The 15,572-nt window shown below is 54.9% G+C and carries 14 protein-coding genes; 10 read left to right on the top strand and 4 right to left on the bottom strand.

Going from position 1 to position 15,572, the window contains the following annotated elements:
• Nucleotides 1-80: 80 nt before the first annotated feature.
• From leuS to nagA, 6 genes are all read left to right on the top strand, one after another.
• The gene (leuS, locus tag IGQ16_RS05295; RefSeq protein WP_024125361.1) at nt 81-2,648 is read left to right on the top strand and encodes a leucine--tRNA ligase; all 2,568 of its coding nucleotides are present in this window, start codon (nt 81-83) and stop codon (nt 2,646-2,648) included.
• Between the two features lie 114 nt (nt 2,649-2,762).
• Complete coding sequence (locus IGQ16_RS05300; RefSeq protein ID WP_024125360.1) at nt 2,763-2,969, top strand: DUF2839 domain-containing protein; 207 nt, start codon at nt 2,763-2,765, stop codon at nt 2,967-2,969.
• Nucleotides 2,970-2,976: 7 nt separating this feature from the next.
• Nucleotides 2,977-4,224 (top strand): D-alanyl-D-alanine carboxypeptidase, encoded by a 1,248-nt coding sequence (locus tag IGQ16_RS05305; RefSeq protein WP_024125359.1) that lies wholly within the window; start codon nt 2,977-2,979, stop codon nt 4,222-4,224.
• 13 nt (nt 4,225-4,237) lie between these two features.
• On the top strand, nt 4,238-5,869 hold the full coding sequence (locus IGQ16_RS05310; RefSeq protein WP_297060509.1) for a DUF87 domain-containing protein: 1,632 nt from the start codon (nt 4,238-4,240) through the stop codon (nt 5,867-5,869).
• A 60-nt stretch (nt 5,870-5,929) separates the two neighbouring features.
• Nucleotides 5,930-6,157: a ferredoxin family protein gene (locus tag IGQ16_RS05315; protein ID WP_024125357.1), complete on the top strand. Its 228-nt coding sequence runs from the start codon at nt 5,930-5,932 to the stop codon at nt 6,155-6,157.
• Nucleotides 6,154-7,296: an N-acetylglucosamine-6-phosphate deacetylase gene (nagA, locus tag IGQ16_RS05320; protein ID WP_297060511.1), complete on the top strand. Its 1,143-nt coding sequence runs from the start codon at nt 6,154-6,156 to the stop codon at nt 7,294-7,296. The genes IGQ16_RS05315 and nagA overlap by 4 nt, the downstream gene beginning before the upstream one ends.
• On the opposite strand, the gene IGQ16_RS05325 is transcribed toward nagA, so the two are convergent.
• Complete coding sequence (locus IGQ16_RS05325) at nt 7,271-7,543, bottom strand: CD225/dispanin family protein (protein WP_024125355.1); 273 nt, start codon at nt 7,541-7,543, stop codon at nt 7,271-7,273. The genes nagA and IGQ16_RS05325 overlap by 26 nt on opposite strands.
• Nucleotides 7,544-7,753: 210 nt before the next feature.
• On the opposite strand from IGQ16_RS05325, the gene IGQ16_RS05330 reads away from it, so the two are divergent.
• The gene (locus IGQ16_RS05330) at nt 7,754-8,623 is read left to right on the top strand and encodes a tetratricopeptide repeat protein (RefSeq protein ID WP_024125354.1); all 870 of its coding nucleotides are present in this window, start codon (nt 7,754-7,756) and stop codon (nt 8,621-8,623) included.
• 1 nt (nt 8,624) lies between these two features.
• Complete coding sequence (locus tag IGQ16_RS05335) at nt 8,625-9,173, top strand: GNAT family N-acetyltransferase (RefSeq protein ID WP_297060513.1); 549 nt, start codon at nt 8,625-8,627, stop codon at nt 9,171-9,173.
• Here IGQ16_RS05335 and recA read toward each other — a convergent pair.
• On the bottom strand, nt 9,140-10,207 hold the full coding sequence (gene recA / locus IGQ16_RS05340) for a recombinase RecA (RefSeq protein ID WP_297060515.1): 1,068 nt from the start codon (nt 10,205-10,207) through the stop codon (nt 9,140-9,142). The genes IGQ16_RS05335 and recA overlap by 34 nt on opposite strands.
• A 68-nt stretch (nt 10,208-10,275) precedes the next feature.
• A complete protein-coding gene (locus tag IGQ16_RS05345; protein ID WP_297060517.1) occupies nt 10,276-11,088 on the bottom strand; it encodes a hypothetical protein in 813 nt (270 codons plus the stop codon).
• Between the two features lie 123 nt (nt 11,089-11,211).
• Between IGQ16_RS05345 and IGQ16_RS05350 the strand changes: the two genes are divergently transcribed.
• Nucleotides 11,212-11,580: a co-chaperone YbbN gene (locus IGQ16_RS05350; RefSeq protein ID WP_297060519.1), complete on the top strand. Its 369-nt coding sequence runs from the start codon at nt 11,212-11,214 to the stop codon at nt 11,578-11,580.
• A 14-nt stretch (nt 11,581-11,594) separates the two neighbouring features.
• On the top strand, nt 11,595-12,752 hold the full coding sequence (locus IGQ16_RS05355) for a DUF58 domain-containing protein (protein ID WP_024125349.1): 1,158 nt from the start codon (nt 11,595-11,597) through the stop codon (nt 12,750-12,752).
• On the opposite strand, the gene IGQ16_RS05360 is transcribed toward IGQ16_RS05355, so the two are convergent.
• Nucleotides 12,749-15,439: a CHAT domain-containing tetratricopeptide repeat protein gene (locus IGQ16_RS05360; protein ID WP_297060521.1), complete on the bottom strand. Its 2,691-nt coding sequence runs from the start codon at nt 15,437-15,439 to the stop codon at nt 12,749-12,751. The genes IGQ16_RS05355 and IGQ16_RS05360 overlap by 4 nt on opposite strands.
• Nucleotides 15,440-15,572: the final 133 nt, after the last annotated feature.

The following is a 15,572-nucleotide window of genomic DNA, read 5'->3' on the forward strand; positions in this document are numbered from 1 at the left end:
ACCGTTGCAGCATCTTGGAGGGGGAGGGGCCAGATACAATCCAGATACAATAGATAAGCTGTTCTTTCGGGAAAACTGTTGTGGACGATCGCTACGACCCCCAAGTGATTGAGGCCAAGTGGCAACAGGAATGGGCTGCACGCCAACTGGATCGCACCGACACCGATCCGCAAAAGCCCAAATTCTATGCCCTCTCCATGTTTCCCTACCCCTCAGGGAATCTGCACATGGGGCACGTCCGCAACTATACGATTACCGATGTCATTGCCCGCTGTCGGCGGATGCAGGGTTACCGCGTTCTCCACCCCATGGGCTGGGATGCCTTTGGCCTGCCGGCGGAAAATGCTGCCATTGAACGGGGAATTCATCCCCGCCTTTGGACACAACAGAATATTGGCCAAATGCGCCAAGAACTGCAACGTCTTGGCCTCGCCTACGATTGGGAACGGGAGGTGACCACCTGTGACCCCGACTACTACCGCTGGACACAATGGCTGTTTTTGGAATTTTTTGAGGCGGGCTTGGCCTACCAAAAAGAGGCAGCGGTGAACTGGGATCCCGTGGATCAAACGGTTTTGGCCAATGAGCAGGTGGACAGTGAAGGACGGTCCTGGCGATCGGGGGCCTTAGTGGAACGGCGACTGCTGAAGCAATGGTTCCTGAAAATTACCGCCTATGCTGAGGAACTGTTGAATGACTTGGAACAACTGACCGGCTGGCCAGAGCGGGTGAAATTAATGCAGGCCAACTGGATCGGTCAGTCCACCGGTGCCTATTTGGAATTCCCAATTGTGGGCAGCAATGAGAAAATTGGTGTTTTTACCACCCGTCCCGATACCGTCTACGGCGTAACATACGTGGTACTGGCGCCAGAACATCCCCTCACGCTGAAGGTGACCACGAGCCGCCGCCGCAAAACCGTCGAAGCCTTTATTGCCAGTGTGCAACAGGAAAGTGAACTGGAACGTACAGCGGGCGATCGCCCCAAACGGGGTGTGGCCACCGGCGGCAAAGCCCTAAATCCCTTTACCGGCGAAGCAATCCCCATTTGGATTGCCGATTATGTCCTCTACGAATACGGTACCGGTGCCGTGATGGGCGTACCTGCCCACGATGAGCGGGATTTTCAGTTTGCCAAAGCCCACAAGCTCCCCATCCGCCAAGTGATTATCCCCCCAGACGGCAAAGCCAGTGCCCGCCCCAAGGCCGCCTATACAGAGCCGGGGAGATTGATCAACAGTGGTCAATTTGATGGCATGGACTCCACCGCAGCTAAAGTAGCGATTACCGAATACGCAGCGGCTCAAGGCTGGGGACGGGCGCAAGTGCAGTATCGGCTGCGGGATTGGCTCATTTCCCGCCAACGCTATTGGGGCGTCCCCATTCCCATCATTCACTGTCCGCAGTGTGGGCCAGTGCCGGTGCCGCGCTCAGAATTACCGGTGCTCCTCCCTGAAGACGTGGAGTTTACCGGTCGCGGGCCTTCTCCCTTGGCGAAGCTTGCTGCATGGCGCGATGTCCCCTGCCCGCAGTGTGGTGGGCCGGCCCAGCGGGAAACGGATACCATGGACACATTCATTGACTCCTCTTGGTACTACTTCCGCTACGCTGATGCCCGCAACAGTGAAGCCCCCTTTGACCCCGCAGCCATCAAGGACTGGTTACCGGTGGATCAGTACGTGGGGGGAATTGAGCACGCCATTCTGCATTTGCTCTACTCGCGCTTTTTTACCAAAGTCTTGCGCGATCGCCAGCTCGTGCATGTGAGTGAACCCTTTCAGCGACTGCTCACCCAAGGCATGGTTCAAGGGCGCACCTACAAAAATCCGCGCACTGGTAAATACATCATTCCCAGCCGCATCCCCGATCTCAACCAACCCACCGATCCCGACACAGGGGAAGCCCTAGAGGTGGTCTATGAGAAAATGTCCAAGTCGAAGTACAACGGCGTTGCTCCCGGCGATGTCATCCAACAGTACGGTGCCGACACAGCGCGGATGTTTATCCTCTTCAAAGCGCCCCCCGAAAAAGACCTGGAATGGGACGATGCTGACGTTGAAGGGCAGTTTCGCTTTCTCAACCGCGTCTGGCGACTCGTACAAACGTTCAAAGCCAAGGGGGGTCGGCTGGGGCAACCCCTGCCCACAACCCTAACCAAAGCCGAAAAAGATCTGCGCCGTGCCATTCACACAGCCATTAAAGAAATCAGTGAGGACATTGAAGGTGACTATCAACTGAATACGGCTGTTGCTGAACTCATGAAACTCAGTAATGCCCTCAGCAGTGCCGACTGCTACACCTCTGGGGTCTATAGCGAAGGCATCCAAACCCTACTCACCCTCCTTGCTCCCTTTGCCCCCCACATCAGCGAAGAACTTTGGCACCAACTGGGGGGCACTGATTCAATTCACCGCCAGCCTTGGCCAAAAGCAGACCCCACTGCCCTCGTTGCCGATGAAATTACCCTTGTCATTCAGGTCATGGGTAAAACCCGTGGCGCGATCCAAGTGCCAGCCGCTGCCAGCCAAGCCGAACTTGAGGAAGCTGCCAAGCACTCAGAGATTGGCCAGCGCTATCTCGCGGGTAAAACCATTAAAAAAGTCATTGTTGTGCCGGGCAAGTTGGTGAACTTCGTCCTAGAGTCCTAAAGGTAAGCCCTTGGCGGCGGTTACTCTAGAGACTTGTCAAGGACTTGTCAAGATTGCTCACCATTGCTCCCCAAAAGCTCTAGGATAAGGACTGTAACTGTTCTCGCAGCAACTATGGGTGAGGCAAAGCGGCGCAAAGAAACCCTCGGTGAGGCCTACGGTCAACAACAGGGGGGCTGGCTAAAAAAGGAGCAACTGTTGCTGATTCAGAAATGGGTGACGCGAGGAACGTGGCTGGGGATTGGCCTACTGGTGGTGATTTGGTTAACAGTGCGTTTTATCGGCCCCAGTTTTGGCTGGTGGGAATTGACGGTGAATTAGAGGGCCCATGTTGGAGCTATTGGCAGCAGTAGCATGGTACTGGGGACAGCCGCCCTTTGAGGCTCTCAAAGCAGTGATTTTTCCCTATCATGCGGCGCTGTATCAGTATCGCGATCGCTACCTGCAAACGCTAGCTGAAGAAGGCTTTGCCCCCAGCCAACAGGGGATTTGGATTCAAAGTGCCCAGCAGTTACTTGTAAACCACCAGGGAGATCGCCCCCTTCCTGCTGCATCGGTCACCAAAATCGCCACGAGCCTTGCTGTTCTCGACAAATACCCCTTTGAGCATCAGTTTCTCACTCGCATTGGCACGACAGGCAGGCTACAAAATGGTGTCCTCAGGGGGGATTTGGTCTTGATTGGCGGCAATGATCCCCTGTTTGTGTGGGAGGAGGCGATCGCCCTTGGCAATGCCCTCAATCGCTTGGGAATTCAGCAAGTGCAAGGGAACTTAGTCATCGTCCCTCCCTTTATCATGAACTTTTACTCTGACCCCCAGATCAGCGCAGAGCTATTCAAACTGGCCCTAGATCATCGCCGGTGGACCCCCGAAATTGCAGCGGCCTATGGGCAGCACCTCAAGGAACAACCGCGCCCCCAAGTGAGTATTGCCGGTGGAACACGCTTCCAAGGTACGATCCCCGCCAATGTCACGATTCGCCTAGAGCACCGCTCCCTTCCCTTAGGGGAAATTGTGCGACAAATGAATATCTACAGCAACAATGGAATTGCAGAAATGCTGGCAGAAATGGTAGGAGGTGCTGCAACCGTGGCTCAAGTGGCTGCCCGTAAAGCCAATGTTTCCGCCGCTGAAATTCAACTGATCAATGGTTCAGGGCTGGGGGAGGAGAATCGAATTTCTCCCCGGGCAGTGTGTGGTATGCTCTTTGCCCTCCAGCAGGAGTTAGCCGCGAAAAACCACAGTTTGGCAGATGTGCTACCCATGGCAGGGCGCGACGGCGGTACATTAGAGGATCGTCAATTGCCTGCGGCAACGCTAGTGAAAACCGGTTCCCTTTGGAATGTGAGTGCCCTAGTGGGGGTCTTGCCTACGGCTCGATACGGCACTGTCTGTTTTGCACTCTTGAATGGTGGCAGCAACCTAGAGGGCTTTCGGCGGGCGCAGGATCGCTATGTGCAGCACCTCAGTCAAACCCTCCAACCGAGTCAACTACCGGGGGCGGAATTCCACAGCCAAGCTGGTGCTCCCCGCTTTGGGGATCCCCAACGGATCCAGGCTGTAACGGCGCAATAAAGACGCAATAAAGATGACGGCTCAACAACTGGGAATAGTCGTCCAAGGCTCCCTCAGTCAAGGCCTTGAAGTGCGACTCAGTGGTCAGGTTTCAGTGGAGGAACTGCGGGTTGGGCAATTTTTGGTGGTGCAAGGCCGGCGATCGCGCTTCTTTTGCCTGCTGACGGATGTTGCTCTCGGCACTGCCAATCCCCGCATTCTCCTCAATCCCCCCGCCCTTGAAGATACCTTTTTGCAGGAGGTGCTAGCAGGCAATGGCACGTTTGCCACCTTGAGTGTGGCGCCAATGCTAATGATTCTCGACGATGAGCAGGAACTCCGTCCTGTGAAAACCATTCCTGCCCACTTCAGTCCGGTTTACGAAGCCAGTGAACGAGACTTTCGTGCCGTCTTTGGCTGGGAGGACGATCCGCAGCGGCGCCACTTTGCCATTGGTACCCCTTTGGATATGGCGGTGCCCATTTGTTTGGATTTAGATCGCTTTGTGGAGCGCAGCAATGGCGTATTTGGCAAGTCGGGCACGGGCAAGTCCTTTTTGACGCGGCTGTTGTTGTCGGGGATTATCCGCAAACAGGCGGCGGTGAACCTGATTTTTGATATGCACTCGGAGTATGGCTGGGAGGCCACCCGGGAAGGCAAGCAACTGAGTACCGTTAAGGGATTGCGGCAACTGTTTCCACGCCAAGTAAAGATCTATACCCTTGACCCTGAATCCACCCAACGGCGGGGCGTGCGCGATGCCCAGGAACTCTACATTGGTTTTGATCAAATCGAGGTCGAGGACTTGGCGCTGGTGCAGGCAGAACTCAACCTCTCGGAGGCCAGCCTAGAAAATGCAATGATTCTGCGCAACGAGTTTGGTAAGGGCTGGATCACTCGCCTGCTGATGATGACCAATCAGGAGATTCAGGAGTTTTGTGAAACAAAAATGGGCAGCAAGGCTTCTATCATGGCCCTGCAACGCAAACTCACGCGGCTGGAACAACTGAAGTACCTACGCAACACCTGTAGCAAGAACTACATTGGCCAAATTTTGGCGACCCTGGCTGCAGGTCAACATGTGGTGATTGAGTTTGGCTCCCAAGCGAATATGCTCTCCTATATGCTGGCGACGAATATTATTGCCCGCCGCATTCACCAAGCCTACGTGCAGCAGTCAGAGGTCTTTCTGCAAACGAAAAATCCGAGCGATCGCCCCCGGCAACTGGTAATCACGATTGAAGAAGCTCACCGCTTCTTGGATCCAGCAACCGTAAAACAGACGATCTTTGGCACGATCGCCCGCGAAATGCGCAAGTATTTCGTGACCTTGCTGGTTGTGGATCAGCGGCCTTCCGGCATTGATAGTGAAATCATGTCGCAAATTGGTACTCGCATTACGGCCCTCCTCAACGATGAAAAAGACATTGAGGCAATTTTCACTGGGGTGCCCGGATCACAGCAGTTGCGTTCAGTGTTGGCAAAGCTGGATTCCAAACAGCAGGCTCTGGTCCTTGGCCATGCAGTGCCGATGCCAGTGGTGATTCAAACCCGTAGCTATGATGAAAGTTTCTATGGGGAAATCGGCGATCGCGACTGGCAGGAACTACCCACACCTGCGCTCTTAGAGGCGGCTGAAGCTGCTAAGTCAGATTTAGGGATTTAGCCGCGGGATTTACAGATTTACAATGGATAGGTGAATTCCACTCTCAGTGAGGAAAACACTGTGGCCCACACGATTGTCACCAATACCTGTGAAGGGGTTGCTGATTGCGTCGAGGCTTGTCCGGTAGCCTGTATTCATCCAGGGCCGGGCAAAAATAGCAAGGGCACGGATTGGTTCTGGATTGATTTTGCCACTTGCATTGACTGCGGCATCTGTCTGCAAGTGTGTCCTGTCGAGGGGGCAATTGTGCCCGAAGAACGTCCTGATTTACAAGCAACGCCCGCATGATGGCGGCGCAATGGCTGGATCGGGTCCGGCTTTTGGGGCGCGATCGCCTGCAACAGGTACAAATTGCCGATGGCAAGGTAGTCGCCATTGGCTCAGATTTAATTCCACCGCAAGCTGTTGGCGTTGTGGATTTTGCTGGTGATTATCTCTCCCTGGGGGGGGTCGATTTACAAATTAACGGTGCCTTGGGCATTCCTTTTCCGGAGTTGAAGACGGCAGAACCGCTGCCTAAAATTAGCCGCTACCTTTGGCAACAGGGGATTGATGCCTATGCCCCCACCATCGTAACCGCTCCCCTAGGGGCAATTCACACCGCTTTGGGACTGATTCACCAGTATGTGCCGAACTCTCTGGAGCCGGAAGCTGAGATTCTCGGCGTCCATTTAGAGGGGCCGTTTCTCAATCCCCACAAGCGGGGGGCCCACCCCCAAGAGTATCTGCAACCCTTGACCTTGGAAGCTGTTCAAGCAGTTCTGGCAACCTTTAGCCCAGCAGTGTGCATTCTCACCCTAGCGCCGGAATTGGATACAAGCCATCAGGTTTTGCCCTACTTGCGGGAGTTAGGAATTACCGTCAGTTTAGGCCACTCCATGGCCACCCTAGCCCAAGCCCAGGCGGCTTTTGAGGCGGGTGCCACTATGATTACCCATGCTTTTAATGCCATGCCTCCCCTCCACCATCGAGAGCCGGGACTGTTAGCAGCCGCCCTGACCGATCAGCGGGTCTGGTGTGGGGTGATTGCCGATGGGGTTCATGTCCATCCCCAAATGTTACGGATTTTGTGGCAATGCGCGGGCGATCGCCTGTTTTTGGTCAGTGATGCGCTGGCACCGCTGGGGTTAGGGGATGGCCTGTACCCTTGGGATGAGCGGCACATTGAGGTCAAAAATGGCACTGCACGATTGGCTGATGGCACCCTCTGCGGTACCACAGTGCCGCTGCTGACCATGGTGGGACGATTAGTGGACTGGGGAGTGTGCAATTTTGAAGCAGCGTTAACATTGGCGACGGTAAACCCGCGCCGGGCTCTGGGCTTGAGGACTGAACTATTGCAACAACCGGCCACTCACCTGTTGCGCTGGCGATCGCCTGACCATTATGAACGCCTGCCGGCTACTGGCCCCCCTGCTCGGCGATAATTGCGAGAACCATGAGCACCGCATAAAGAACACTTCCCAGCAATCCTAAAATGACAGCCATCCAAGTGAACAACTTGGCCTTATTTGAGGCCTCTAGCGCCCCGGCACGATCGCCGGCGGTCAACTTTGAGTCAACTTGGGCGGCAAAGATAATTGCGATAATTCCAACGGGTAAACAGCAACAAATTGTTGAAAGAATTGCTGGAACAAGATAGTTGGGGATGTTTTGCTCTGAACTGCTTGACATTTAAGCTTCCTCAAAAACACATTTAATTTTGTTTAGAAAATGTAAAGAGAAATATAAATTGAGATCCTAGTCAAGGTCTAAATTAATCTATTGTTTTTCAGAAAGCAAGCGTCTTGGCGCCAAGGCGGCAACAGCAAACACCAAGTGCGGAGAGGTTGTGGCAAACTAAAGAAGAATCCGTCCTGCTTAGTCAACACCGAGACGCCCATCGTGCTTAAAACAATTGCCCGCTCTATCTTTGGTCTGAGTCTAGTCCTCCTCAGTAGCAGTGTGGCCACGGCGCAGGTGGTGCTACCGCGCACCCTTGAACTCAATCCTAAGGAGATGGAGCAAAATGGCTTTATCGTGGCACAAGAAGCCCTGCAACTGGCGCAGTTCCAGCAATTTCAAGATGCGTTGGTGCGAGCCAAGCTGGCCGTGCAGTTAGCACCTCAGGCCCACGAGATCTGGGCCTTGCTCGGTGGCCTGTATCTCACGGTCAATCAACCTCAGGAGGCTGTTCCTGCCCTAGAGCAGGCCTTGAAACTGAATACCAAAAATCCAGCCGCCTATTTCAACCTAGGCACTGCCCACTTTCGCCTAGGACAGTACGGGGCAGCGGTGCGGGCAATCGCCCAGGGATTGGCTCTCAAACCCGATGCCACAGAGGAATGGTTTAATCTGGGCAACGCCTATCTCAAACTGGGAGAAAAGGAGCAGGCGATCGCTCAATACCGTCGTGTCCTGCGTTTGGATCGCCAGTTTTGGCCAGCCTACACCAACATTGGTTTGGTGCTCTATGAGCAAGGCAGGATTCAGCAGGCGGCAAAGAACTGGGAACAGGCGGCAGACATTGACCCCAAGGCCAGTGAGCCTAAACTGGCTTTGGCCACGGCTCTCCTTCGCCTGGGGCAGGAAGAAAGGGCAATACAACTCGCAGAGGAGGCGCTGCGTCTCGATAGTCGCTACGGCACGGTGGAGTTTCAACGGGAGAACCTCTGGGGCGATCGCTTGGTGGCGGATACGCAAACCCTATTGGCCAAGCCCCCCCTGCGGGCACTGATGAGCCAACTGGAGCAATCTGCCCTTCCTCAGCCCTAGCATGATTGAGATTCGTGCAGCAGAGATCACCGACTTGCCAAGTGTGGCTCAGCTCGTGGCGCTGAGTTTTCATCCCGGTGGCGGTTGGCAAGCCCTTTGGCGCGGTTTTCTCCAGTTGGGGATTGAGCAGGATTTGCGCGATCGCTGGCAGCGCGAGCGTCCCCACTACCACTGTTGGCTAGCCATTATGCCCATAGGAGGCGCTTCTCGATGTGTAGGAAGTGTTGAGGTGCAGCTCCGTGAGATCAAGGGGCAACCCAACCCTTATCTCTCTAACTTGGCCGTGCATCCCGACTACCGACGACGGGGCATTGGCCGGCGGCTATTACAGGCGGTTGAGACCCACCTTTACGCCATCTATTCCGACTATTCCGATCTCTATCTCCACGTCCTTGCTCAAAATCAAGCAGCACGGCAGTTATATGCCCGCTGTGGCTTTGAAGTGGTTGAGGAAGACTTCACGTTTTGGGGAGAGCGAAAGTTACTGCTGCGGAAGTCCCTCACAGGCGATCGCCCCTATTCCTCTTCGCCAATTTCCTCATGGATATGAGTCACCCTATTGGCAAAATTGGCAAAGCCCGCTGCTCCTTGGTCTAGCTTTTGCCGCACCTGCTGTTCAACCTCTTGGGCAAAGGGAGGGTTCTCCTCCATGTACTTAATTGTGTTCTCGCGGCCTTGGCCAAGGTTTTCACCGTTGTAGGAATACCAAGCCCCTTTGCGGGTAATCACACCGGTTGCCTCGGCTATATCGAGAACGCAGCCTAACTTGGAAATCCCCTGACCAAAAATAATGTCAAACTCTGCAATGCGAAAGGGAGGCGCCACCTTATTTTTGGCCACCTTGACTTTGGCGCGAATCCCAAATTCCTCTGTTCCCTTCTTCAGGGTTTGCACTCGCCGAATATCTAGGCGCACCGAGGCAAAGAACTTGAGGGCTATTCCCCCCGTTGTCGTTTCCGGGTTGCCGTAGGTGACGCCAATCTTTTGCCGCAATTGGTTCAGGAAAATCACCGTACAGCCCGTTTTACCGATATTGCCGGTAATTTTGCGCAGGGCTTGGCTCATGAGGCGGGCTTGCAGCCCCACATGGCTATCTCCCATGTCTCCCTCAATTTCGGCACGGGGCACCAAGGCGGCCACGGAGTCCACCACCACAATATCCACAGCCGTCGAGCGCACCAGTTGATCCACGATTTCTAAGCCCGCTTCTCCAGTATCCGGCTGCGCCACCAGCAGGTTTTCAATATCTACCCCTAGGGCAGCAGAATAGGTGGGATCTAGGGCATGTTCGGCATCCACAAAGGCAGCGACCCCACCGGCTTTCTGGACTTCGGCTACGGCGTGGAGTGCCAACGTGGTTTTCCCTGAACTTTCAGGCCCATAAATTTCAATGATGCGTCCTTTTGGCAGACCGCCGCCCAAGGCAAGGTCAAGGGTGAGGGCGCCACTGGAAATGGTCTCCACTTTCATGCGGGTAGCATCCCCAAGGCGCATAATGCTACCCTTACCAAAGTTGCGTTCGATCTGGGCGACGGCAAGCTCAAGGGCTTTGCGCTTTTCGGCGGAAACGGTGGTGTTACTCATAGAAAGCTAAAAAAGTTAGCGTTCTTCTAGATTAGCGGATTGGCAAAGTTTATCGCTGTGAGGCAGGGTTAGATCAGCTTGCGACGGACAACGATGGCATTCTCACCCACTACGGGATCACGCAGAAGTAGGTGACCTTCGGTATCCATAACAATTATGGCCTCATACCCCAACTCATGGGCGGTTTGCCAGAGATTTTGTGCCAGTTGATCTTGCTTGGTAGGACTAAGATCATACCAACCATTGGCCAGCACTAGTTCTAGGCGCTGCTCGCTGGGGGTGAGGGTCAGGGTGGGATCAAGGGCGTTGCTGTAGCGATCGCAAATGGCCAGCAACCGCTGGCGGACGGTGAAGCTGTCACTGACGGTGGAGGAAGGAGCAATCGCCACCGCTGAGGGAGTGGGCAGCAGTGGCGGCTCTGGTATTGGTGCGGACGGCGGGGCTAGGGTTGCTGCCGTTGGTGAGGGAGCAGAACGAGGCGGCACCAGAACACTGGGTTGGGGAGGGTGGGTCGCTTTCACCGTTGGCCGAGCGGCAGACTGAAACCAACGGAGGGGATTCAACAGGAGCAGAATAAGGAGTAGGGCGATCGCGATCCCAGTTAATGTCGTGCGGTTATAACGCTCCTGGAGGTGACTCGGCAGCCGTCGCTGTACCCAGCCCATGCCCTGCCACCATAGGGCTGCCCCTCGACCAACCCATGAATGTTCGGGATTCAGCTGTTCTGGGGCGATCGCCTGTTGTGTGGCCATCCCCTTAAGTTGCGCCGTGGCTTTGCTGAGGAGGTGAGTGATCCCCTGAAGCATGGCGATCGCTTCCCGTAGCAGCAGGGGGAAAAGTTTTTGCCAAAGGGTGGACTTGGGGGAAGGTTTAGGAGGCATTTGGGAGGGTCAATTGACATCCTATGAACTATTTTGATCCTACGGCATCATATCGCTGCAAATCGCTGCTGCAAAACTGTCGCTGACTGCTACCATGATCCCAAGACAAAACGAGATAAGAACGTGAAGGGCATTCAGCAATTTAATATCGAAGGATTCCAGCGGCAAATTCGCAGTGCCCCTGTGCCTGTGATCGTGCATTTTTGGGCTCCTTGGTGTAGCCTGTGCCACCTCATTGATCCTCTCCTGGATCAACTGGAGCAGTCGCTACCCCAACAGTTGCAAATTCTCAGGGTCAATGCCGATGAAAACTTTGCCCTCAGTCGTCACTTTCAATTGACGAGCTTGCCAACGCTTCTCTTTTTTGATCGTGGGGAATTGGTGCAGCGGTTTGAGCCTGGCTGTGTGAGGGGGGATTTTCGTCAAGCTTTGCAGCAACTGCTTGTCCACCTGTTCCCTAGCCGATTGCCCGCTGAGTCCCACCGCTTCTAAGACCCAAATTTGCGATGACCAAGCTGCGTCGTCTCAATCAGCTTTTGGAGGAACGCTGGGTGACCCCCGCCTATGGGGGACTGCTGCTGCTGGGAATGAATCTGTTTTTCTTTGCCGCTGCCATTAACTCCATGGCAGGTTGGCTCTACGTTATTACGGGGATCATTTTTGGTCTGCTCTTGGTGGCGGCAATTTTACCACCGCGCCATTTGCAGGGATTAGTGCTGGAGCGTGTAAAGGTGGCTCCAGTGCATGCGGGCGATCGCCTCCGCCTTACGGTCTTGCTCACCAACGCCACCCAAACGCCTCGCCACAATCTGCAAGTGATTGACCCGGTTCCCCGTGGCCTCTGGTCAGCTACTCAGCGCGAATTTCCCCAACAGGCGATCGAGCAACTGCTACCACAGCAAACCCTGCCTTGGCAGTACGAGCTTATCCCATCCCGTCGGGGCGTTTATGAATGGCAACAGCTTCGGCTGCGCACCGGCGCCCCCTTGGGCCTCTTTTGGTGTCAGCGTTCCTTTCCTGTACCACAACAGGTGGTGGTTTATCCACAGGTTCTGCAACTGCAACAGTGTCCTTTGTTAGATCAGTTGGGGCAAGAGATTTCCCAGGAGTGGCGCGATCGCCAGCATCATCTTCACATTGCCCAAGAGGGCATCACCCGGGCCTTGCGTCCCTACCGCTGGGGAGACCCTCTGCGTCTGGTGCATTGGCGCACCAGTGCGCGCTATGGAGAACTGCGGGTGCGAGAGTTTGATACCTTTAGCGGTGGCAATGCGGTGACTATTGCCCTTGATACCCGTCCCCACTGGAGCGAGGCAGACTTTGAGCAGGCGGTCATTGCGGCGGCCAGCCTCTACCTTTACAGTTTGCAACAGCAAATTCCCGTTCAGTTTTGGAGTCCGGTCACGGGGATGCTCCACGGTCAACCAACCGTCCTGCGGGCACTGGCGGCGATCGCCCCCGGCGACTCCGCTGCTGAGTATCCCCTTGATTCCCTTGTCTGGCTCACTAGTCAATGGCCTAGCCCTGAACCTTTGCCCCCCGGCAGTGTCACTGTGCTCTGGGGAGAGCCACCCCCGCGGCGGCAAGGGCCAATCCTTTGGATTGATCGCAATCGCCCCCTCGGCATCCAATTACAAACCCCTATCAGCTACCCCCGGCCCTAAGGAAGCGGTCGCCACTCACCACTACTGACAAAGGCAGCCCAAAAATAGGGACTTTGCTTGCGGGGGTCATTCATTAACTGCAACTGAGCTTGGCGGAGGGCTTCACTACGTCCTTTGCCCGCTGCCAGATGTTGATAAAAGATAACCATGAGTTGTTGAGTCGTGGTGTCGTCCACTTTCCAGAGGGAACTCACTTGGGTGCGTGCCCCCGCCAAGGTAAAGCCTCGCCGCAATCCATAGACACCATCGCCATTGAGAATATCACCGCGTCCCGTATCACAGGCGGACATCACCACTAACTCGGTGCCATCGAGGTTGAGGCCGGTGACTTCAAAAGCCGTTAATACCCCATCATCCACCCCGCTCTGCCGTTGATTGAAACCCGCCAGCGCCAGACCAGAACGCAAAAGGGGATTTTCACCACCCAAGGGGACATAGGCATTCAGACCACGGGTATTTTGCAGGCCTTGGGGAGACACGGACGGCCTTTCCAAGAAAAATCCATGGGTGGCCAGGTGAAGCACACGGGGGCCTCGGGTTTCTTTGATTGCCGTTTCGGTGGCATCCCTGCCCGTGAGCACTTGAGCTTGGGGCAACAGGGTGCTCAGGGTTTTTACCTCGGTGGCCGTCCCCGGCAATTCTGTAAATGTGAGGCTGCGCAAATCCAGCGATCGCGGGTTGACCCCCCGCTGACTCCCTGCCAGGGCGCGACCACTCCCTTGACTAAAGGTGGGATTACCCACCACCAAGGGGGGATTTGCAGGTTTGCGCCGCTGTTGCAGCCGGAGCAAGTCGCGGCCTGAGGTGAGCAGTGTGATCGTATAGGACTGCACTAGATAGCGATCCTGCCGATCCACCAGAGCCTCAAAGGACAGAGTGTTCAACTGACCATCGGGAGCCACTAGCAGATGGGTACTGCCCGCTAGGAAGGGTTCCAAAGGAGCCAAGAGGCGCTCATAGGCCGCCTTCAAAGAGGGCTTCGTTACCGTAGCTGGCAATCTTGGATCCGCCATCCGCTGTCGCGCCGCTTTAATGACCGTATTCAGATCAGCCACCGTACCCAAGTCTTGCCATTGGGGGGTACCGCTATTCTTCAGCCCATAGAGGGCGTAGCGGGGAGCCTCCCAACGGTTGGTTTTTGGGTTGTAGGGCACATATTCAATAAACTCCAGCAGCACGGCATTGGCGGGAATAGCTTGCTGCACAACCCTGAGGGTTACGGGGGTGAATTCTAAACGGAAGTTGGCATTTTGGCTCACCAGTTGCGCTTCCAGTTGGTTAGCACGCTGTTGCAGTTGGCTCATTTGGCTGGCCAGGGGTGGGCGATCGCGCCCAAAGGTGAGGCTGGCAATCTGTGTTCGCACCCGAATTAATTCATCCAGTTGCTGCTGAGCCACCGCATCCAGTTGATTGCGCAGGCGGCTGATCGTTGCCGCTAAAACATCCAACAATCGACCTTTACGGCGCAAAATGGTTGTCAGCGCGAGGTTGGCTACTGCTGGATTCTGGGGATTCCCCTGCAAATGGAAGGAAATGGCGGTATTGGTGGAGTCTTGAAATGTGGCTAGATAGTTGCGTTTATACTCCTCGGAACCAACCACTAGGTTACGGCTGAGGTTGATCTCTTCAATCTCAAGGGCCCGGTTGAGGGCCGTTAAGGCTTCATTGATATTCCCCTGTGCCCAGTAGGCTTTTGCTAAGTTGGCAAGACTCAGAGCCAAGTAGGGATGGTCGCCACCGAGGGTACGCTGCCGCAGGGCAATACTGCGCTGATAGAGGGGAAGTGCTGCCCCGTAATTCCCCTGTACCCGATAGAGTTCAGCCAAGTTGTTAAGACTCGTAGCAACATCGGGGTGATCTGTCCCCAGCACCTTTTCACGGATAGTCAAACTGCGTTGGTAAAGGGGAAGCGCGGCACCATAATTACCCTGAGCACGATAGAGTTCGGCAAGGTTATTCAACACTGTTGCCACAAGGGGATGTTCTGCCCCTAAGGCGGGTTCAAGGAGGCCGAGACTGCGCTGGTATAGGGGCAAGGCCGTGGTTAAGCTGCCCTGCAAATGGTCCATCACTGCCAAGTTGTGGACACTCAAGCCCACATCGGGATGGTTCTTGCCAAGGGCTTGTTCACGGATCCTAAGGGCACGCTGGTAGAGGGGCAGCGCCTCGCCGTAGTTACCTTGATCGGTGTAGAGATTGGCGAGGTTATTGAGGCTGGTGGCAACATCGGGATGATTTGGGCCAAGGGCTTGTTCACGGATGGCCAAGCTTCGCTGGTAAAGGGGAATGGCCTCACTAAAGTTGCCGAGTTCCTTGTAGGTAACGGCAAGATTGTTCAAGGCGGCAGCAACGGTGGGGTGATTAGGCCCTAAAACCCGCTCGGCGATCGCCACCAAGTCCCGCGAGGGTGCCACCGCTGCGCCATAATTCCCCTGTTTTTGGAATTGCTCAATTTGATTTGTAAGGGCAATAACATTATGGGTATCGCCGCCAAAGGAGGTTTTACGAATCACGTCTAGTTCACTGACGGCAGCACTATAGCGCTGTTGGAGGGCATCCAACCGCTGCATAATATCGCGCAACTGTTGGGTTTCATTTTGCCCAAATGCCGGGAAATCAACTCCTGTGGCGGTGGCGATCGCCAACAGAATCGCAAAACAGCACCGATGGCTCAAGAACCGTTTCATAGGCACCTGCCGCTGTTGCTCCTTCCATCCTAGATACTGACCCTTGAAATATATTCTGATGTAACAATTAATTACAGTTACAGCTCTGTGCACAAGGATTCATCCTGCTTGGAAAAGTCAAAACCGCTTGCTG

The sequence above is a fragment of the Thermosynechococcus sp. M3746_W2019_013 genome, from assembly GCF_015296045.1.
GTDB lineage: Bacteria > Cyanobacteriota > Cyanobacteriia > Thermosynechococcales > Thermosynechococcaceae > Thermosynechococcus.